The sequence below is a fragment of the Amycolatopsis xylanica genome (genome assembly GCF_900107045.1).
GTDB classification, from domain to species: domain Bacteria; phylum Actinomycetota; class Actinomycetes; order Mycobacteriales; family Pseudonocardiaceae; genus Amycolatopsis; species Amycolatopsis xylanica.
Genome location: NZ_FNON01000006.1, coordinates 260,834 through 280,153 on the forward strand (window position 1 = coordinate 260,834; position 19,320 = coordinate 280,153).

Consider the following 19,320-nt stretch of genomic DNA (forward strand, 5'->3'; position numbering starts at 1 on the left):
ACATGACTACGAGTTTCGCGCGAGCCGAGGTCACCATCGACCTCGACGCGATCAGGCACAACCTCGCCCTGCTCGCCGCCCACGCGGCGAGCACGGGCGCGGCCACCATGGCCATCGTGAAGGCCGACGCGTACGGCCACGGCGCGGTGCCGGTGGCCCGCGCTGCGGTCGAAGCAGGCGCGCACTGGCTGGGCACCTGCTCGGCCGGTGAGGCGTTGGCGTTGCGGCGCGCGGGAATCACCGTGCCGCTGTTCAGCTGGCTGGACACCGCCGACGCCGACTTCGAGTCGGCCGTCGCCGAGGGCGTCGACCTCGGGGTGAGCTCGCTCGCCGAGCTGGAGCGGGTGGCCCCGCTCGGCGCCCGCGTGCATCTCAAGATCGACACAGGCTTGTCCCGCAACGGATGCCCGCCCGCCGAGTGGCCGGACCTCGTGCGCGCGGCGGCCGCGTCGAAGGCCGAAGTCGTGGCCATCTGGTCACATTTCGCGTGCGCCGACGAGCCGGGGCACCCGTCGATCGAGCTGCAGGCGAAGCGTTTCCAAGTGGCGTATGACATCGCGCTCGAAGCCGGGCTGAACCCGTTGCGGCACATAGCGAATTCGGCGGCGTTGTTGACCAGGCCCGACCTGCACTTCGACATCGTGCGGCCAGGCATCGCGATGTACGGGCTCAATCCCGTTACGCAGCAAGAAGATCTTCGTCCGGCGATGACGTTCCGGTCCAGTGTGGTGAGCCTCAAGCGGGTGGCCGCCGGTGAGTCTGTCTCTTATGGACACACGTGGACCGCCTCGCAGGACACGAATCTCGCACTCGTCCCGGCGGGTTATGCCGATGGCGTGCCTCGGCTGCTGTCCGGCCGGATGGACGTCTGGCTGGACGGGAAACGCCGGCCGGTCGTCGGCCGGGTGTGCATGGATCAGCTCATGGTCGACTGCGGTAACGACACGCCCGCGGTCGGTAGTGAGGTGCTTTTGTTTGGCACCGGCGAAAAAGGGGAACCGACAGCACGGGAATGGGCGGACACGCTCGGCACCATCGACTACGAAATCGTGACCTCGATGTATCGCCCGAGAGTGACTCGCAGGTATCTGGGGGTGCGGTGAATGTCTCCTTCACGTCGACTGCTCGCGATTGCCGGGGGAGTGGGGGCGGTGGCCACCGGCACAGCGGCGGTCATCGCCGTCGCCGCTCAGCAGCGCAGGCACAGTGAGGATCCATTCGTGGACGAGCCATTGGGGGAGCTGAAGCCGGACCGGGTGTCCACGGTCGCGGCCGACGACGGGACGCGACTGTCCGTCGAGGAGATCGACCCGGAGGACGGCGGGAAGCCCGCGCTCACCGTGGTCGGTGTGCACGGTTTCGCACTGTCGCGCAAAAGCTGGCATTTCCAGCGCCGCGACCTCGCGTCGTTGCGTCTGCCTCGCGTCCGTCAGGTCTATTACGACCACCGCGGCCACGGCCAGTCCGGCCAGGCGACGCAGGAACACAGCACCATCGAGCAGCTCGCCCACGACCTGCACGGCGTGATCCGCGCGGTCGCGCCGGACGGGCCGCTGGTGCTGATGGGCCACTCGATGGGCGGCATGGTCATCATGGAGCTGGCCTCGGAGTACCCGGAGCTGTTCGACGACCGCGTCGAAGGTGTCGCGCTCATCGCGACCGCCGCGGGCGAGGTCGGCGCCCGTGGTCTCCCGCGCTCGCTGCTGTCGAAGTACAACCCGCTCACGCGTGGCGTCGGTGGCCTCGCAGGCTGGCAGCCCGGGCTGGTCGAGTTCGTGCGCGCGGCCGGTGGCCAGCTGACCAGGCAGGCCGTGCGGCGGCTCGCGTTCGGCAGCCGTGACGTCAGCTCGCGCCTGGTCGATTTCATGCTCGAGATGCTCGACGTGACGCCGGTTCGGGGGCTGGTGAACTTCGTCGACACACTGGGCAGTCACAATCGGTACGCGGCGCTCGCCGGTCTCAAGCACGCACACGTGCTCGTGGTCGGCGGCGACTCAGACCGGTTCACCCCGTTCTCGCACGCCGAGCGCATCGCCTCGGAGCTGCCGGACGCCGAGCTGGTCCGAGTCCGCGGCGCGGGTCACATGGTGCAGCTCGAACAGCCAGAGCTGGTGAACAGCCACCTGATCGACCTGCTGCAGCGGTGCGCGGGCGTGGACGGTGAGACCTCATCACAAAGGACCTGGTTTTGGCAGCGCTGAAGTTCCCCACCCCGGACGACACGATGGAGTTCGGCCGAGTGCTCGGCCGCGCACTGCGCGCGGGCGACCTCGTCCTGCTGGCGGGCCCGCTCGGCGCGGGCAAGACGACACTGACCCGCGGCATCGCCGACGGCCTCGGCGTCTCCGGCCGCGTCAGCTCGCCCACGTTCGTCCTCGCCCGCGTCCACCCGGCTGGCGCTTCGGGCGTCTCGCTCGTGCACGTCGACGCGTACCGCCTCGGCGGTGACCTGACGCAGCTGGACGACCTCGACCTCGACACCGACCTCGAGCGCTCGGCGATCGTGGTCGAGTGGGGCGAGGGCGCGGCCGAGCGCCTCTCCGACGACTACCTGGTCGTCCGCCTCTCCCGCGCCGACGACGACGTCCGCACGGTCACCCTCGAACCCCACGGCACCTGGACCACCCGAGTCCCCCTCCCCGCGTAAAAAAATCCCAATGCGGCTTTGGTCAGTTTTCAGGCCGCCAATGTGGCATTCGTCAGACCACAGCTGACGAATGCCACATTGGGATTTTTTTCTCGCGGTCAGGGGCGGCGGGGGACCACGGCACGGGCGACGCCCAGCTCGACCAGGTCTTGGGGGCGTAGGCGGAGCTGGGAGGCGATCGCCGGGGCCTGGGCCGGGTCGAGCTTGAGGATCGCCGCGGCCGCCTCGGGTGAGGTGACCGAGAAGTAGGCGTCCGGCGTGATCCAGGTGGACCCCGGCGCCGCGAACGCCAGCGCGCCGCCGGACCCGCCTTCCCCGATGACCAGCGACGTGATCGGCACCTTGGCCAGCGCGACCGCCTCGAAGAGCGACGCGATCGCGGGCCCGGCACCGTCACGCTCGGCCGCCGCGTCGTTGGCGGCGCCCGGGGTGTCGATCAGTGTCAGCACCGGGATCCCGAGCCGGTCGGCCAGCCGGATCAGCCGCGCGGCCGTGCGGAAGCCCGCCGGGGTCGTCGCCGTCCCGCACTGGGCCGCGTACGCGATCGCCCGCCCGCGCCAGCCGAACCCGCACAGCACGCCCTCGTCGACGCCACCGGCCCGGTCCCCGCGGATCTCCGCACGCCAGCCGAAGTACGCGTCCAGGTAAGCCCCGGCCCGCGGCCGCGAAGCCGAGCGCGCGGCCTGAACCGCGTCCCACCCGCTCGAAGGCAGGTCGGCGGAGCCCAAAGCAGCGGGCGGCTCCGCGGCCGCACCGGGCGACGACAGCAGCCGCAACCACCGCCCCAGCGCCTCGGGCAGCTCGGAAGGCGCCACGATCTGGTCGACCTGGCCCCACGCCAGCTTCGCCTCGGCGGTGTAAGCCTCAGCGGGCGCGTCGGCGGGCCGGACCCGCGAGCCGCCGAAGCCGACCTGGGCGCCAGGAGCGGCCAGCACGACGTCCGCGCCCGCGCCGAGCGTCGCCCAGCCGCCGCCGGTGGTCGGGTCGAGCAGGACCGAGATCTGCGGAATCCCAGCGGCCCGCGTCAGCGCGATCTCGCGGGCGACGCGCTGCAGCTGCGTCAGCGCGCGCATGCCCTGCTGCATCCGGCTGCCACCGGTCGCGACCAGCGAGACCACCGGAACGCCCAGCTCACGGGCCCGGTGGAAGGCGTACTCGATCCGATCACCGGTGCGCCGCCCGAGTGAGCCGCCGAGGAACTTGAACTCGAACGCGATCACCACCGCGTCGACGCCGCCGATACGCGCCGTGCCGACACGCACCGACTCCGACGCGCCGCTGCGCGCGACGGCCGCGCGGACCGCTTCGCCGTAACCGGGCCAGCCGATCGGGCCGTCCTCCGGCTCTGGCGACATGTCGACTTGGAAGTCGGCGAAACCGAGTAGCTCAAGCATGGAGTGCCCGCTTCATGACCTTGCCCATGTCGTTGCGCGGCAGCTCGGTCAGATACCGGACCACCCGAGGTCGTTTGTGCGGCGACAGCAGCCGCGCGACGTGCGAAGCGAGCTCCTCCAGCGGAGGTTCCGCGCCGGACGGCACCACCCAGGCCACGATCCGCTCGCCGAGATCGGGATCCGGCTCACCCGTCACCGCGACCTCCGCGACCCCGGGATGCTCCAGCAGCGCGTTCTCGATCTCGCCCGCGCCGATCTTGTAGCCGCCGCTCTTGATCAGGTCGGTCGCCTTGCGGCCGACGATCTTCACGTACCCGTCCGCGTCACGCGTGGCCATGTCACCGGTGCGGAACCAGCCGTCTTCGAACGCCTCGGCCGTCGCGTCCGGGCGGTTGAGGTACTCGGTGAACAGGTTCGGCCCGCGCACCTGGATCTCGCCCAGTTCGGCGTCACCCACAAGACGGAGTTCGACACCGGGCAGCGGCACCCCGACCGTCCCCGGCTTGCGCTCGCCGTCGGCGCGGACGCTGGTGTTCATCAGCGTCTCGGTCATCCCGTACCGCTCGACCACCTGCTGCCCGGTCGCCTCGGTGATCAGCTCGTGGTCGTGCACCGGCAACGCGGCGGACCCCGACACCAGCAGCCGCGCGCCCCGCAACGCGTCGGCCAGCGCGGTGTTCGAAGCGACCTCACCGGCGATCCGGTGGTACATCGTCGGCACGCCGAACATCATGGTCGCGCCGCCGGCCAGCTCCCGCGCGATGCCCTCGGTCGTGAACCGCCCGAGATGCCGCACGGAGCCGCCACGCCGCAGCGGTCCGAGTATCCCCAGTATCAGCCCGTGCACGTGGAACAGCGGCAGCGCGTGCACCAGCACGTCGTCGGCGGTCCACTGCCAGGCGTCCTCGAGCGCGTCGAGTGTCGACGTGATCGCCCGGCGGGGGAGCACGACGCCCTTCGGCGGGCCGGTCGTCCCGGAGGTGTAGACGATCAGCGCGGGCGCCTCGTCATCGGCTTCCGCGGGCAGTTCGCGCAGGTCACCGGTCAGGTCGATGTCCACACGCGGCACCGCCGCGAGCCCGTCGGGCAGCGTCACGCCCGGCTCGACCAGCACGATCGACGGCTCGCTGTCGGCCAGGATGTGCCCGAGCTCGCGCTCGCCGATCTTCGGGTTCAGCGGCACCGCGGGCACCCCGGCCAGCAGCGCGGCGACCACGGCCACACTGGTGTGCAGGGTCGGCGTCGCCCACACCGCGACCCGGTCTCCCGGCAGCTCCGCCGCGATCGCGCCCGCCACCCCGGCGAGCCGTTCGTAGGTCAGCGCTCGGTCTCCGAAGCGGATCGCTTCCTTGCCGGACGGGTTCGTCAACGCGGGGAACAACCGATCGACCTCCTCTGCGTCTAGCCGAGTGAAACGGTATCTACCACAGGTCGTAGGCTGGGACACCGTGCTGGTACTGGCCCTGGACACCTCGACACCCGCGATCACGGCAGGCGTCGTGCAGCTCGACGACACCCGGCTCGAGGTGCTCGCCGAGCAGGTGACGCTGAACGCCCGCGCCCATGGCGAGCTTCTCACCCCTCATCTGCTCGAGGCGGTCAACGCCGCAGACATCACACTCGCTCAGCTCGACGCGATCGTCGTCGGCGTCGGGCCCGGTCCGTTCACCGGCCTGCGTGCCGGGATGGCGACCGCGGCCGCGCTGGGGCACGCGCTCGGCATCCCCGTGCACCCCGTCTGCGGGCTCGACGCCATCGCCATCCAGGCGGAGCACGGCGCCCCGCTGCTGGTCGCGACCGATGCGCGCCGCCGTGAGGTCTACTGGGCCGCGTACGACGCCGAAGCCCGCCGCGTCGACGGCCCGCACGTCGACAAGCCCGCCGAGCTGAAGCCCGAGGCCAAGACGGCCGCCGGTGAAGGCGCCGAGCTGTACGCGGACGTGCTCGGCCTCGAGGTCATCGGGCCGCGCTTCCCGTCGCCCGCCGGGCTGGTCGCCGCCGCTCGCGACAGCTTCGGCAAGGAGCCCGAGCCGCTGACCCCGCTGTACCTCCGCCGCCCCGACGCCGTCGAGCCGACCGCGCGCAAGCGGGTGACCGCGTGAGGCTGGAAGCCTTACGACGCAAGGACATTCCTCGTTGCGTCGAGATCGAAGCCGTGCTGTTCGCCGGCGACGACCCGTGGAGCGCCCGCGCGTTCCACGCGGAGCTCGACGCGGGCGGCTACTACCTCGTCGCCCGCGACGACGAGGACACGCTGATCGGATACGCCGGGCTCGCCGTCGTCGGCCGCAAGCTCGGCGAGTTCGAGGCGAGCGTGCACACCATCGGCGTCGATCCCGATCACCAGGGGAAAGGCGCGGGAAAAGCGCTGCTCGGCGCGTTGCTCGCGCGCGCGGACGAACTGTTCGCACCTGTGTTCCTGGAAGTGCGCACTGACAATCAGCAGGCGATCGGGCTGTACGAGGCCAACGGCTTCGCCAGGATCGGCCTGCGCAAACGGTATTACCAGCCGTCCGGCGCGGACGCCTACACGATGATGCGTCCCGCGCGGACCGAGGAGGTGGCAGGCTGATGCCCAAGATCATCATGGGGATCGAGAGCTCCTGCGATGAGACAGGGGTCGGTCTCGTCCGGCTGCACGACGACGGCGCGGTCGAGCTGCTCGCCGACGAGGTCGCGTCCAGTGTGGACCAGCACGCCCGGTTCGGTGGCGTGGTGCCGGAAATCGCCAGCCGCGCGCATATGGAGGCGATGGTCCCGACCGCGGACCGCGCGTTCGAGAAGGCCGGGCTCAAACTGTCCGATGTGGACGCCATCGCGGTGACCGCGGGGCCGGGCCTGTCCGGCGCGCTGCTGGTCGGCGTCTCGGCGGCCAAGGCCTACGCGGCGGCGCTGGGTGTGCCGCTCTACGGCGTCAACCACCTCGCCGGGCACATCGCGGTCGACACGCTGCAGCACGGCCCGTTGCCGACGCCGTGCCTCGGGCTGCTCGTTTCCGGTGGCCACACGCAGCTGCTGCGCATCGACGACATCGCCTCGTCGATCACCGAGCTCGGGTCCACTGTGGACGACGCGGCCGGTGAGGCCTACGACAAGGTCGCCCGTGTGCTCGGCCTGCCGTATCCCGGTGGCCCGCCGATCGACAAGGCCGCCAAGGAAGGCGACCCGAAGGCGATCGCGTTCCCGCGCGGGATGACCGGACCGCGTGACGCGAAGTTCGACTTTTCCTTCTCCGGCTTGAAAACCGCGGTCGCTCGCTGGATCGAGGCCGCCGAGCGTCGTGGCGACGACATCCCGGTCAACGACGTCGCCGCGTCGTTCCAGGAGGCCGTCGCGGACGTGCTGACCGCGAAGGCGGTGAAGGCCGCCAAGGAACTCGGGATCGACACGATGGTGATTTCCGGTGGCGTGGCGGCGAATTCACGGCTGTCCGGCCTGGCGGCCGAGCGCTGTGAAGCCGCCGGCATCACGTTGCGTGTGCCGCGGCCGCGGCTGTGCACGGACAACGGCGCGATGATCGCGGCGCTCGGCGCGCACGTCGTCGCCGCCGGACGGCCACCGTCCTCTTTGGACTTGTCAGCCAACCCGGCGCTGCCGGTCAGCGTGGTGTCGTTCTGAGAAGGTGCCCAGCAGGGCTTCCATCGCCAGCACGGCTTTGGCGGCGGCATCGCCCGCGCCGTAAGGGTTCGAGCTGGGCGCGGCCACGAGCGTGCCCGCCAGCAGGCGCCTGGCCGTCGACACGATGAGCTCGGTGTCGGTGCCGACCAGCCACGCGTGCCCGGCGTCGACCGCCTCGCGGCGCTCGGTGCTCTCGCGCAGCACGAGCACCGGCGTGCCGAACGTCGGCGCTTCTTCTTGGATACCACCGGAATCGGTCAGCACCAGCGCCGCCAGCCTCAGCGCGCGGACGAGATCGGGATAGCCGAGCGGGCCGGTGACCGTCACCCGCTCCAAGCCCGCGAGCCCGGCCTCGACCTGCGCGCGCACTGATGGGTTCGGATGCACCGGGAACAGGACCTGCACGTCTTCGTGCTCGCGCACGATCCGGCGGACGGCCGCGAGCGTGCGCTCCAGCGGTTCACCCCAGGACTCCCGTCGATGCGAAGTGACCAGCACCAGCCGTTCCCCGGCCTCGGCGACCTCCATCTCCAGCAGCGCGAGCGCGCTGTTGGCGGCGGGCAGATCACGCGCCGCGATGGCGCGCACCGCGTCGACCACGGTGTTCCCGGTGACCACGATCCGCGGCGACGGCACGCCCTCGTCGCGCAGCGCCTCGGCGGCCTGCCGGGTCGGCGCCAGGTGCAGCGCGGCGATCCGCGACACCATTTGCCGGTTTCCCTCTTCGGGAAACGGTGATTCGAGGTCATTCGTGCGCAAACCGGCTTCCAGGTGCACTACCGGGATGCCACGCCAGAACGCGGCGAGCGCGCCCGCGAGCGCCGTGGTGGTGTCGCCCTGGACGACGACCGCGGCCGGGCGGTGACGGTCCAAGGTCCGGTCGATGGCCGGGAGCAGCCCCGAAACCAGCTCGGCCTGCCCGCCCGACGCGCGCGGCGGCAGGTCCAGCCAGGCGTCGATGGCCACGCCGAACGGCATCAGCGCCTGCTCGACCATGCCCTCGTGCTGGCCACTGTGCACCAGCAGGGACCGCAGCACCGGATGATCGCCGAGCGCCCGCGCCACCGGAGCCAGCTTGATCGCCTCGGGACGCGTCCCAATGAGCAGCAATACGTCCACGTCAGCGAACTCCTCGGCCATGACTCAGTATGTCTGGAAAACGTGCCGAATGGCTGCCGTCGGGCAGTGAATACCCGACGGCAGCCCGAATCAATCAGCTCGCCCGATGCCGGGCCATGCGCTGAGTGCGCCGGTAGGAGGCGAAGACGGCGACCGCGCCGAGCACCAGCAGCAGCACGCCGACCGCGATCCACCAGCCGACATCGGCGCCGGTCGCGGCGAGCGCGCCGACCCCACCGCCCGCGGTGCCGACACCGGCACCTGGCACTTTGTACATTTCGGACCCTCGCTTACGCGGTCGCGCGGCGGCGGTTCCGGGTGATCCTGGTGCCGATCGGCACCGCGATCGCCCCGAGCACACCGAACGCGATCCACAGGCCCGCGCCGGACGCCAGCGGCATCGGCAGGCCCGCCGGGCCGCAGGTCGCGGACGAGACGATCACGTCACCGGAGCCGAGCGGCTGCAGCGCGGCGCCGAGCAGTTTCACGTGCAGCGCGTTGACCGTGAGGCTGCCGTCCTTGTTCTTGATCTGCTCGTTGAGGATGACCGTGGCGACGTTGATGTCACCGAGGCCGACCTTGAGCGTGGTGTTGGCCGCCGGGGTCACCGGGATTTCGCCGAGGCTGCCGAGATCGGCCTTGGCGAAGGTGCTGGAGCCCTGTACGCCCTTCTGGGTCGCGCTGCACTTGGCCTCGATCAGCTTGACGCCGACCTTGCCGAGCGCGCCTTCGAGCAGCGGCAGCCGGACGTCGGCCGTGCTGGCCTTCGACGACACGGCGCCGGATTCCGCGTCCCGCTTGGCCTCGGTGTTGATCGCGCCCGCGACCAGGATGCCCGGCAGGTCCACCTTGGCCAGGCTCATCTTCTCGGGGCCTGCCGTGCTGGCCGCCGAGAACGGGCCTGCCTGCACGGCGTCGGCGCCGAGCAGCTTCACATCCGCTTTGACGCCGTACGCGGAGCCGTCGCCGGCGGCCGCCGAAGCGGGCACGGCACCGGCTAGTACGACGCCCGCGACCACGGCGCCGAGCAGCCCGGCCCGGCGCAAGAGGTGCGTCTTCTTCAACTGGTCCTCCGGAATAGGGGAATAGGAAAGTCACGGCCGGTGCCGGGCGTTTTTACGCTGGGTGTATCCCGGCAAGGAGTTCTTCGGCTCGTGATCCGACTATCGCCACTGAAGAGCGAAATAGCACGGAAAACATCGTTAACCACCCGCAAGAGTGGTCTTTCGCGTTATCACCTGATCGGCCGAGCAAGTAGCGCGCCGTTCCTGCCGAAAGCGTCAAGGTAGTGAGGCGATCGGGCGCCCGTTATTCATCGACCAGTGAGGAAATCATTGTGGCGGTAGCTGACGCCCCTGTGGGCCGTTTTCCGATGCGCCTGAGCGTGTTCGCACTGGTCGCAGCCGGTGTGGTGCTCGTGCTGATCGAGCGTGCCTACCGGGTTTTCGAAGTCCACCTGTCAGGTTTGATACTGAGCGTCATCACCTCATCGGGTACCGAAGTCGTGGGTGATCGCGAAACTGTCTACTTTGGGTTGTCGGGCGATACTCCACTCGGGTTGAGAATGACGCCGGAGTGCTCGTCGGTCTTTATGCTTTTGCCCCTATTGCTGGTGACCGCGGTGATGGTGTGGTTCCGGCCACAAAACTCTAGAACATTGTTCACGTCACTCGCCATTGCCGCCGTCGCCGTTGTCATCGTCAATCAACTCCGCGTACTCGCGATCGTCGGACTGGTGAACTGGCTCGGCGTCGACACCGGCTACTACTGGGGCCACACGCTGCTCGGCTCGCTGGTCAGCGTCCTCGGCGGCGCGGCAACGCTCGTGCTGTTCGTCTGGCTCTCGACCAGGCGGCGCGCATGAGCCTGAAGGTCCTGCTGGCGATCACCCAGGCGTTCGCGCTGACGATGAGCGTCGCGTTCATCGTCTACGTGGTCGTGATCATCGTCCCATACCTGCGCCGCAAACCCGCGCCCGTCGGCGACCCCAGCGCGTTCACCTGGCATTTCTTCGTGCCCTGCCGCGACGAGCAGACGGTCATCCGCGAGACGATCACCTACCTGCGCACCACGTTCCCGGCCGCGCACATCTGGGTCATCGACGACGATTCCGAGGACCGCACCGCCCGCGTCGTGCGCGCGCTGTGGCGACGGCGTGGCGCGCCGGACAAGTTCCTCCACCTGGTGCCACGCAAGCGCCCAGAAGCCCGCACGGGCAAGGGGGACGCGCTCAACGCGGCTTACCAAGAACTCAACGTCTGGCTCGGCGACGGAAGGCGTGACAACGCCGTGGTGATCGTCGTCGACGCCGACGGCAGGCCCGCCGCGAACTGCCTCGAGGTTTGCGCGGCCGCGCATCTCTTCGGCGACGAGACGATCGGCGCGGTCCAGCTCGACGTCTGGATGAGCAATGTGGACACCCCGCCGCGGCGCCGATTCTGGCTGTCGCGTGCGTTCGGCCTGAAACTGGCCCAGTTGCAGGACTTGGAGTTCCGCACGGCGATCGCGGCCATCCAGACCTCGCGCGGGTTCACCGGCACGATCTCCATGGGCGGCAACGGCCAGTTCACCCGGCTCACCGCGCTCGACTCGATCGCGGGCGAGAACGAGCAGCCGTGGCGCGGCTCGCTGCTGGAGGACTTCGAACTCGGCGTCCACCTGCTCACCGAAGGCTGGCGCACCGGTTACACGCCGGATTCCCATGTGGCACAAGAAGGTCTGTACAGCCTGCGCCGGTTCCTGGTGCAGCGCACGCGCTGGGGCCAGGGCACCATGCAGTGCGCGCGGTACCTGCGCCGGATCTGGGATTCGCCGCACGTGAGCACCCTCGGCGCGGCCGAGATGATGTACTACCTCGCGCAGCCGTGGATGCAGCTGCTCGGCTCGCTGTTGTACCCGATCCCGTTCATCGTGCTGCTGATCAGCACGGCCGGTGATCCGGCGCAGGTGTGGACCTGGTTCGCCGACGGCGCCTGGATCCTGTTCGCGATCTACGGCTCGTTCGGCCTGCTGCCGTTCCTCGTCTGGGGCCCGATCTACCAGATGAAATGCTTGCGCAGCAAGAACATCCTGCGCGGCATCGGCATGGGCTTCGCCTACGCGGCGTACATCTACACGTTCTACGTCACGTCATGGCGCGCGCTTTTCCGCCTGCTGCGCGGCCGCAACGGCTGGGCCAAGACCCGCCGCAACACCGAGCAAGCGCAGGGCGTCAAGGTCGCGCTGGACTCGTGAGTGGATAAAGCGGGCTTTATATCGGGTGCTTTCCCCGATATAAAGCCCGCTTTATCCCGTCTTAGAACGCGGGCAGGAGCCGCACGTCGTCCGCCTTCACGAACGCGATGCGATGCCCGAACTGGATCTGCACGTACTTCGTCTTCCCCTTGACCACGACATGGTTCGCCGCGTCGAAGGTGGTCGCCCAGTAGTACTCCGAGCCGACAACGCCGGCGACCGAGTACTTCTGGCCCGCCGCGAGCGTGTACGGGAACGGCACGACATCCTGCGGCGTGATCCCGGCCGGGTACGCCGTGGCTTCCGGATAAGCCCTGCCGTAGACCGGAATCGTGGCCAGCCCGGCCTTCGGCGTGGCGACCAGCCCGAGCGACGGCGACACCGTGCGCGCGCCACGCGGGTTGAGGAACCAGCCCTTCTGCCCGAGGTACCAGATAGCTGTCCAGTCACCCTGGCGGTCGGCCACCGCGTACTTCTGCCCGGTGGTCACCCGGCTCCCGGTGTCCGAGACGCCCATGGTGGTGTTCGAGCCGTCCGGGTGCAGGCCGACGTCCTTGAGCAGCGGAGCGTCCGCGCGCGGCTCGGTGCGCAGGATCACCGCGCCGGAACCCCTTACCGGACAAGGAACCCCGGCCTTCTCGCAGCCGGTGAACGCGGGCTGGTTCGTCGCGAAGTCCGGCGTGATCGTCACCAGCGACGAACCCGGCAGCCCGAACCCCTTGAGCGGCGCGCCGAGCAGATCGAAGTAGTGCGACCAGTCCCAGTAGGGACCCGGGTCCCAGTGCATGCCCGGGATCGTGGCCGGCGTGGTGCCGGGCACGTTGTCGTGCCCGATGATGTGCGCCCGGTCGAGCGGCACGTCGTACTTGTCGGCCAGGTAGCGCACCAGCTTCGACGAAGCGCGGTACATCGCCTCGGTGTACCAGGTGCCCTTGGCCGCGAAGCCCTCGTGCTCGATGCCGATCGACTTCGAGTTGATGTACCAGTTGCCCGCCTGCCACGCGACGTCCTTGGTCGCCACGTGCTGCGCGATCTGGCCGTCGCTGGAGCGGATCGTGTAGTGCCAGCTCACGTACGTCGGGTCCTGGACCAGCTTCATCGCCGTGTCCCAGTAGCCCTCGGTGTCGTGGATGACGATGTGCGTGACCTTCTGGCTCTCCGGCCGGTTCGCCTTGTCATGGTTGCCGTAGTCGTTCTTCGGCAGCTCTTGGTAAGGCGCGGGCACCGAAAGGCACGAGACCCGGCGAGGGCATTCGACCCCGGCGGGCGCCTTGTCCTTCGGCTTCACCCCGGGCGTCGCCTTGAGCTGGACGTACTGGCCGTCGTCGGTGGTACGCGCGACCCCGGTCGCCATGGTCTCGAAGACCTCGTCGGCGAACGCGTCGTTGTTCTCACCCGCGTACTTCGCGACGGCGTCGTACCAGTCGGCCGGCGCGGTGGACCGGTTCCGCTGGTAGCTCGCCAGCAGCGCGGCCCCGCCCCGGATGTTCTGCGTGACGTCGGACCGCAGCGTCTCCACGCTCTGGCCGACCAGCTTCGCGGCCTCGTCGATCGTCTGCAGCCCAGCGGGCGGCGCGGCGGTCGTCGGCGCGTGCGGCGTCAGCGCGGGCCTGGCGTCGTCACCGCGGGCGTCCTCGGTGCCTTCGTCATGATGCGTGCCTGGCCGGCCTGCCGTGCGCAGGTCGGTGAGGTGCATCGGGCCATAACCGGCGCCGGTGCTGGGCGTGCCTGCGTTCGTGTCCCACCGCGATTCCAGGTAGGAGACGCCCAGCAGCACGCTCTCGGGCACCCCGAACTCCTGCGCGGCGTCGGCGTAAACCTGCTGCCGTGTCGGAGCCGCCATCGCGGCGGGCGCGGCGAGTAATCCTGCGGCGAGTACCGCGCTGGTGAGCACGGCGAATGATCTGCGGACCAAGGTGAAACCCCCAAGCTCTAGTCGGGCGGACAAAACCTAACAACAACCTCACGTCGCCGGTAAGGCCCGACCGTGGGTTCGGCCCCGGCCGTACCATCGTCGGCGGATGTAGTGAGCGCCACTTTCGCAACCTTGAGCGTTGCGAAAGTGGCGCTGATGCTCCGCGGACCAAAGCGGCCGGTCAGGCCGGGGATGCCCGGGTGGGTGGACCCTGGTTGCGAAGCTGGCACTCTCATGGCTAGAGTGCTAATCGCACGGCACCGACAGCCCCGGCACCCGCGACGGCGGGGGTGGTAGGAGTCGTTATCAACCTGCCAACGCTTTCGACGACCCGTGGAGGTCAACCCGGTGAGCGTCAACATCAAGCCGCTCGAGGACAAGATCGTTGTCCAGACGAGCGAAGCCGAGGAGACGACCGCTTCCGGTCTCGTTATCCCCGACACCGCGAAGGAAAAGCCCCAGGAGGGCAAGGTTCTGGCCGTGGGCCCGGGCCGCATCGACGACAAGGGCAACCGCGTCCCGCTCGACGTGAACGTCGGCGACGTCGTCATCTACTCCAAGTACGGCGGCACCGAGGTCAAGTACAACGGTGAGGACTACTTGATCCTGTCCGCCCGCGACGTGCTGGCCGTCATCAACTGACGTCCCGCTCCAAGCGCATGACGCCCCGGGCCCCGCTTAAGCCGGGGTGCGGGGCGTTTGCGCTTTCATAAGCCCTGAAAGGTCAAAAGTGGCTAAGCAGATCAGTTTCGACGAGGACGCTCGTCGCGCGCTGGAGCGCGGGGTGAACAAGCTCGCCGACGCGGTCAAGGTCACCCTCGGCCCGCGCGGTCGCCACGTGGTGCTGGACAAGAAGTTCGGTGGCCCCACCATCACCCTCGACGGCGTCACGGTCGCCCGTGAGATCGACCTCGAGGACCCGTTCGAGAACCTGGGCGCGCAGCTCGCCAAGAGCGTCGCGACCAAGACCAACGACGTCGCCGGTGACGGCACCACCACGGCCACCGTGCTGGCGCAGTCCCTGGTGAAGGTCGGCCTGCGCAACGTCGCGGCCGGCGCGAACCCGACCTCGATCGGCCGTGGCATCGAAGCCGCCGCGGACAAGGTCGTCGAGGTGCTCAAGGCCAAGGCCACCCCGGTCAAGGGCCGCGACAACATCGCCCAGGTCGGCACCGTCACCTCGCGTGATGCCGCCATCGGCGCGCTGCTCGGCGAGGCCGTCGAGCGGGTCGGCGAAGACGGCGTGATCACCATCGAGGAGTCGTCGACGCTGGCGACCGAGCTCGTGATCACCGAGGGCGTGCAGTTCGACAAGGGTTTCCTGTCGGCGCACTTCGCGACCAACCCCGAGGAGCAGAAGGCGATCCTCGAGGACGCCCTCATCCTGCTGCACCGCGAGAAGATCTCGGCGCTGGCCGACCTGCTCCCGGTGCTGGAGAAGGTCGTCGAGGCCAAGAAGCCGCTGCTGATCATCGCCGAGGACGTCGACGGCGAGGCGCTGTCCACCCTCGTGGTGAACTCGCTGCGCAAGACGATCACCGCGGTCGCCGTCAAGGCGCCGTTCTTCGGTGACCGCCGCAAGGCGTTCCTGGACGACCTCGCGGTCGTCACCGGCGGCCGGGTCATCTCGACCGAGATCGGCGAGAAGCTGGCCGACACCCCGCTGTCCGCGCTGGGCACCGCGCGTCGCATCGTCATCACCAAGGACGAGACGACCATCGTCGACGGCGGCGGCACCAAGGCCGACGCCGACGCCCGCATCGCGCAGATCCGCAAGGAGATCGAGAACACCGACTCCGACTGGGACCGCGAGAAGCTGCAGGAGCGGCTGGCGAAGCTCGGCGGTGGCGTCGCGGTGATCCGCGTCGGCGCGGCGACCGAGACCGAGCTGAACGAGCGCAAGCACCGCATCGAGGACGCCGTGGCTTCGACCAAGGCGGCCGTCGAAGAGGGCATCGTCCCCGGCGGCGGCTCGGCACTGGTGCACGCGGTCAAGGAGCTCGAGGGCGACCTCGGCCTGACCGGCGACGAGGCGACCGGTGTCCGCATCGTGCGTGACGCGCTGACCGCGCCGCTGTTCTGGATCGCGACCAACGCGGGCCACGAAGGCGCCGTCATCGTCAACAAGGTCAAGGAGCAGGGCTGGGGGCACGGCTTCAACGCCGCCACCGGTGAGCTCGTCGACCTGCTGGCGGCCGGCATCGTCGACCCGGTGAAGGTCACCCGCTCCGCGGTGGCCAACGCCTCGTCCATCGCCCGGCTGGTGCTGACGACGGAGAGCTCCGTCGTCGAGAAGCCCGCCGAGGACGCGGGCGCCGGTGGCCACGGCCACGGGCACGCCCACTAGGTAAAGAACGCGCGAGGCCCCCTTCCCAAGCTTGGGAAGGGGGCCTTCGCTTTGGGCTCGTGAGTGTTTTGGCCGGTTCTAACCGGCCGCAGCACTCACGACCCCTTCAGGCGTTTTGGCCGCCGTCGATGGTGATCGTGGTGCCCGAGATGTGGCGGCCGCCGGGCCCGGCCAGGTGCGCGACCGTGGCCGCGATGTCCTCCGCGGCGCCGTAGTGGCCCAACGCGCTCAGCGCGCGCTGGTCGTCGGCGTGCGGGCTCGACGCCGGGTTCATGTCGGTGTCCGTCGAACCGGGCTGCACCAGCACCGCGGTGATGCCTCGGGAGCCGAGATCCCTGGCGAGGCCGCGGGTCAGGCCGTCCAGCGCCGCCTTGCTCGCCGAGTAGAGGGTCAGCCCTGGCCGGGCGACGCGGTCGGCCAGGTTGCTGCCGATCGAGATGATCCGGCCCCCGTCCGGCATATGCGGCAACGCGGCCTGCGTGCCGACGAGCACCGCGCGCACGTGGATCGCCAGCACCCGGTCGATCTCCTCGGCGGTGATCTCCTCGATCGGCCCGGCGCTGAACACGCCCGCGTTGTGCACGACGACGTCCAGCTTGCCCAAAGCGGCGGCCGCCGCGTCGACCGCGGTGCGCACCGAGCGTGCGTCCGCGCTGTCGGCCTGGAACGCGAAAGCCTTACGCCCCAACGCTTCTATCCGCCCGACGATCCCGGCCGCGGCGTCGGCGCCCGCCACGTAGGTCAACGCGATGTCGGCGCCCTCCGCCGCGAGCCGGACCGCGATCGCCGCGCCGATGCCCCGGCTGCCACCGGTCACGAACGCGGTCTTTCCCTCGAGCTGCATCTGTGCCCCCAATTTTGTAGTGGTCATTACAGAATTACCGCCGGGGTAGCATCGGGGTCAAGTCATTCTGTGTCGATCGCTAAAGAAAGTTGCCCATGTCACGAGGACGCCCCAGGGCCTTCGACCGCGAGGCCGCGTTGAAGTCGGCCATGCACGTCTTCTGGGAGCGTGGCTACGAAGGCACCTCGATCACCGAGCTGACCGAGGCCATGGGCATCAACTCGCCCAGCCTGTACGCCGCGTTCGGCGGCAAGGAGGCACTCTTTCGTGAGGCCGTGACGCTGTACGGGACCACTGCGGGTAGCCGTACCGAACGGGCGCTGGTCGACCAGCCGACCGCGCGGGCGTCGATCGAGGCGATGCTGCGTGACAACATCCACGAATACCGCGCCGATGATCACCCCAGCGGGTGCATGGTCATCCTGTCCGCGACCAACTACACGGCCGCCAGCAAGCCGGTGCACGACCACCTCGCCGACCTGAGGCGGGACGTGGCGAACGAGATCCGCAAGCGCGTCGCGCGCGGCGTCGACGACGGCGAGCTGCCCCCGGAGACCGACGCCGCCGCGCTCGGCACCTTCTACACGGTGGTGCTCAACGGCCTGTCCATCCTCGCCCGCGACGGCGCGAGCTTCGGCGAACTGTCCGGAGTGGTCGACGTCGCCATGGCGAACTGGCCGCCGGAGCGAAAAAAAGACTGAAGGGCGGCACCCCCGCAGGTGCCACCCTTCAGCCGTGGACGTCGGCCCGTCAGCCGCCGGCCATGCTCAATGCCCGTTTGTCCTGCTTGATGATGTTTTCCCGTTCGGACTCCGACAACCCGCCCCAGATCCCATAGGGCTCGTGGACCGCCAGCGCGTGCTTCCGGCACATCTCCAGCACCGGGCAAGCGAGGCAGACCGCCTTCGCTCTGGCTTCCCGCCTGGCCCTCGCCGGTCCGCGCTCGCCGTCCGGGTGGAAGAAGGACGCGCTGTCCATCCCCCGGCACGAGCCCTCCAGCTGCCAGTCCCAAATATCGGCGTTGGGACCAGGGAGCCTGCGCGTGTCTGCCATCTTGACCGCCTCCGTCGGCTCTGCTACTCCATTCGGTGCAACGGCCGTAACGTTAGAAGCGCGCCAATACTTGTTCAAGGGCTGTCGCCCGATTGTGAGCGGTGGGGCAGGCTCCGGTTGCCGCCTGTGCACATCGCCTGGATATTGGGACGGGTGGGATCCGGGTCGAACTCTGATGAACCCACCCTGCCGGTCGCCTCGGTCGCGCGCCGGCTCGGGGTCGCCCCGTCCACCCTCCGAACTTGGGACCGCCGCTACGGAGTAGGCCCGAGCAGGCACACCGACGGCCGTCACCGCCGCTACGGCACCTCCGACATAGGCAGGCTCGAACTCATGCAGCGCGCGCTGCTGCGCGGCGCCTCGACCGCCGAAGCGGCGCGGTACGCGCTCGAACAGATGCCGAAATCCGTGCTCACCCGAACGGACCAGCCGATGCCCTCGCCGGGCAGCGCGCTGAAGATCGAGACCCCCGAGGGCGCCGTCGTGCTGCCCGCCGAGGACAGCGACGAGCGCGACGGCCCGTCCCGGCTCGCGCGCAGGCTGAGCACAGCCGCGCTGGCCATGGACGTCGGCGCGGTGCAGCGCATGCTCGCCGAGACGATCGCCGAACTCGGGGTCGCCGCCGCCTGGGAAGGCGTGATCGAACCCGTGCTGAGCGCGCTGGGCGCGCGCTGGCGCGGCGCGTCCGGAGGCGCGGGCGCCGAGGTCGAGTACCTGCTCGCCGAGTGCGTCTACGCCGCGCTCGTGCGCGCGACCCCGGTGCTCGCCGCGCCGCGCAACCATCGACCGGTGCTGCTCACCTGTGTGCCGGACGAGCGCGACACCATGCCGATGTACGCGCTCGCCGCGTGTCTCGCCGCCCGCACGCTCGGCGCCCAGCTCTTCGGCGTGCCGCTCCCGGCCGACGTGCTCGCGGTCGCCGTGCGCCGGAGCTCGCCCGCCGCCGTCGTGCTCTGGGCCCAGCGCAAGGGCATCGCCGATCCCCGGCTGTTCGCCCGCATCTCGCGCGGCGGCTCGCGCGGCAGGCTGTTCGCGGCGGGCCCCGGCTGGGACCGCGCGTCGCTGCCCGGCAACGTCGAGCACCTCGACGACGTCGCGGCCGCCGCTGACCGCGTCGAATACGTTCTTGTCGGTACCGGGCGCTAAAAA

The 19,320-nt window shown here is 69.6% G+C and carries 20 protein-coding genes; 12 read left to right on the forward strand and 8 right to left on the reverse strand.

From position 1 onward, the window contains the following. Positions 1-2 precede the first annotated feature (2 nt). Genes alr through tsaE form a run of 3 tightly spaced genes read left to right on the forward strand, consistent with a single transcriptional unit; the run spans position 3 to position 2,647 of the window. Positions 3-1,103, forward strand: coding sequence for an alanine racemase (alr, locus tag BLV57_RS27945; protein ID WP_091293729.1), 1,101 nt, complete (start codon positions 3-5; stop codon positions 1,101-1,103). Next, positions 1,104-2,201 carry an alpha/beta fold hydrolase gene (locus BLV57_RS27950; RefSeq protein WP_176968844.1) on the forward strand — a complete coding sequence of 366 codons (1,098 nt, stop codon included), beginning with the start codon at positions 1,104-1,106 and terminating at the stop codon, positions 2,199-2,201. It begins immediately after the preceding gene. Next, positions 2,183-2,647, forward strand: coding sequence for a tRNA (adenosine(37)-N6)-threonylcarbamoyltransferase complex ATPase subunit type 1 TsaE (gene tsaE, locus BLV57_RS27955; RefSeq protein WP_281244439.1), 465 nt, complete (start codon positions 2,183-2,185; stop codon positions 2,645-2,647). The genes BLV57_RS27950 and tsaE overlap by 19 nt, the downstream gene beginning before the upstream one ends. A 98-nt stretch (positions 2,648-2,745) precedes the next feature. On the opposite strand, the gene BLV57_RS27960 is transcribed toward tsaE, so the two are convergent. Together BLV57_RS27960 and BLV57_RS27965 are read right to left on the reverse strand one after the other, a co-directional pair. Then, positions 2,746-4,041 (reverse strand): carboxyl transferase domain-containing protein, encoded by a 1,296-nt coding sequence (locus tag BLV57_RS27960; RefSeq protein WP_091293731.1) that lies wholly within the window; start codon positions 4,039-4,041, stop codon positions 2,746-2,748. Then, entirely contained in the window at positions 4,034-5,422 is a 1,389-nt protein-coding gene (locus tag BLV57_RS27965; RefSeq protein ID WP_176968845.1) for an acyl-CoA synthetase, read from the reverse strand. Before BLV57_RS27965 ends, BLV57_RS27960 begins: the two co-directional genes overlap by 8 nt. 67 nt (positions 5,423-5,489) lie before the next feature. Here BLV57_RS27965 and tsaB point away from each other — a divergent pair, with 67 nt between their 5' ends. The 3 genes from tsaB to tsaD are packed head-to-tail and all read left to right on the forward strand — an operon-like array spanning position 5,490 to position 7,659. Further along, positions 5,490-6,143 carry a tRNA (adenosine(37)-N6)-threonylcarbamoyltransferase complex dimerization subunit type 1 TsaB gene (gene tsaB / locus BLV57_RS27970; protein WP_091293735.1) on the forward strand — a complete coding sequence of 218 codons (654 nt, stop codon included), beginning with the start codon at positions 5,490-5,492 and terminating at the stop codon, positions 6,141-6,143. Then, complete coding sequence (rimI, locus tag BLV57_RS27975) at positions 6,140-6,613, forward strand: ribosomal protein S18-alanine N-acetyltransferase (protein WP_091293736.1); 474 nt, start codon at positions 6,140-6,142, stop codon at positions 6,611-6,613. Before tsaB ends, rimI begins: the two co-directional genes overlap by 4 nt. Beyond that, the gene (gene tsaD, locus BLV57_RS27980) at positions 6,613-7,659 is read left to right on the forward strand and encodes a tRNA (adenosine(37)-N6)-threonylcarbamoyltransferase complex transferase subunit TsaD (RefSeq protein WP_091293737.1); all 1,047 of its coding nucleotides are present in this window, start codon (positions 6,613-6,615) and stop codon (positions 7,657-7,659) included. The genes rimI and tsaD overlap by 1 nt, the downstream gene beginning before the upstream one ends. Here the strand turns inward: tsaD and wecB are convergent. The 3 genes from wecB to BLV57_RS27995 all read right to left on the reverse strand — a co-directional run bounded on the left by wecB (position 7,618) and on the right by BLV57_RS27995 (position 9,842). Further along, positions 7,618-8,799: a non-hydrolyzing UDP-N-acetylglucosamine 2-epimerase gene (gene wecB, locus BLV57_RS27985; protein ID WP_425426045.1), complete on the reverse strand. Its 1,182-nt coding sequence runs from the start codon at positions 8,797-8,799 to the stop codon at positions 7,618-7,620. The two genes, tsaD and wecB, sit on opposite strands and share 42 nt — an antisense overlap. A gap of 73 nt (positions 8,800-8,872) precedes the next feature. Next, positions 8,873-9,055, reverse strand: a complete 183-nt coding sequence (locus tag BLV57_RS27990) for an LPXTG cell wall anchor domain-containing protein (protein ID WP_091293739.1) — start codon at positions 9,053-9,055, stop codon at positions 8,873-8,875. A 13-nt stretch (positions 9,056-9,068) separates the two neighbouring features. After that, positions 9,069-9,842, reverse strand: coding sequence for a choice-of-anchor protein CoaP (locus BLV57_RS27995; protein ID WP_091293740.1), 774 nt, complete (start codon positions 9,840-9,842; stop codon positions 9,069-9,071). A gap of 308 nt (positions 9,843-10,150) precedes the next feature. Between BLV57_RS27995 and xrtP the strand changes: the two genes are divergently transcribed. Beyond that, the gene (gene xrtP / locus BLV57_RS28000) at positions 10,151-10,642 is read left to right on the forward strand and encodes an exosortase P (RefSeq protein ID WP_176968867.1); all 492 of its coding nucleotides are present in this window, start codon (positions 10,151-10,153) and stop codon (positions 10,640-10,642) included. Continuing rightward, positions 10,639-12,012 (forward strand): XrtP-associated glycosyltransferase, encoded by a 1,374-nt coding sequence (locus BLV57_RS28005; protein WP_091293742.1) that lies wholly within the window; start codon positions 10,639-10,641, stop codon positions 12,010-12,012. The genes xrtP and BLV57_RS28005 overlap by 4 nt, the downstream gene beginning before the upstream one ends. A 61-nt stretch (positions 12,013-12,073) precedes the next feature. Here the strand turns inward: BLV57_RS28005 and BLV57_RS28010 are convergent, their stop codons facing one another. Beyond that, positions 12,074-13,855 (reverse strand): N-acetylmuramoyl-L-alanine amidase, encoded by a 1,782-nt coding sequence (locus BLV57_RS28010; protein WP_091293744.1) that lies wholly within the window; start codon positions 13,853-13,855, stop codon positions 12,074-12,076. A gap of 420 nt (positions 13,856-14,275) precedes the next feature. Here BLV57_RS28010 and groES point away from each other — a divergent pair, with 420 nt between their 5' ends. Both groES and groL read left to right on the forward strand, forming a co-directional pair. Beyond that, positions 14,276-14,569 (forward strand): co-chaperone GroES, encoded by a 294-nt coding sequence (gene groES, locus BLV57_RS28015; RefSeq protein ID WP_004559922.1) that lies wholly within the window; start codon positions 14,276-14,278, stop codon positions 14,567-14,569. 88 nt (positions 14,570-14,657) lie between these two features. Then, entirely contained in the window at positions 14,658-16,274 is a 1,617-nt protein-coding gene (gene groL, locus BLV57_RS28020) for a chaperonin GroEL (protein WP_091293746.1), read from the forward strand. Between the two features lie 106 nt (positions 16,275-16,380). Here the strand turns inward: groL and BLV57_RS28025 are convergent, their stop codons facing one another. Next, complete coding sequence (locus BLV57_RS28025) at positions 16,381-17,118, reverse strand: SDR family NAD(P)-dependent oxidoreductase (RefSeq protein ID WP_091293747.1); 738 nt, start codon at positions 17,116-17,118, stop codon at positions 16,381-16,383. A 95-nt stretch (positions 17,119-17,213) separates the two neighbouring features. Between BLV57_RS28025 and BLV57_RS28030 the strand changes: the two genes are divergently transcribed. Next, the gene (locus BLV57_RS28030; RefSeq protein WP_091293749.1) at positions 17,214-17,819 is read left to right on the forward strand and encodes a TetR/AcrR family transcriptional regulator; all 606 of its coding nucleotides are present in this window, start codon (positions 17,214-17,216) and stop codon (positions 17,817-17,819) included. A gap of 49 nt (positions 17,820-17,868) precedes the next feature. Here BLV57_RS28030 and BLV57_RS28035 read toward each other — a convergent pair whose 3' ends face one another. Further along, a complete protein-coding gene (locus BLV57_RS28035) occupies positions 17,869-18,171 on the reverse strand; it encodes a WhiB family transcriptional regulator (RefSeq protein ID WP_091293750.1) in 303 nt (100 codons plus the stop codon). A 153-nt stretch (positions 18,172-18,324) separates the two neighbouring features. Between BLV57_RS28035 and BLV57_RS28040 the strand changes: the two genes are divergently transcribed. Continuing rightward, entirely contained in the window at positions 18,325-19,317 is a 993-nt protein-coding gene (locus BLV57_RS28040) for a MerR family transcriptional regulator (RefSeq protein ID WP_091293752.1), read from the forward strand. Positions 19,318-19,320 lie beyond the last annotated feature (3 nt).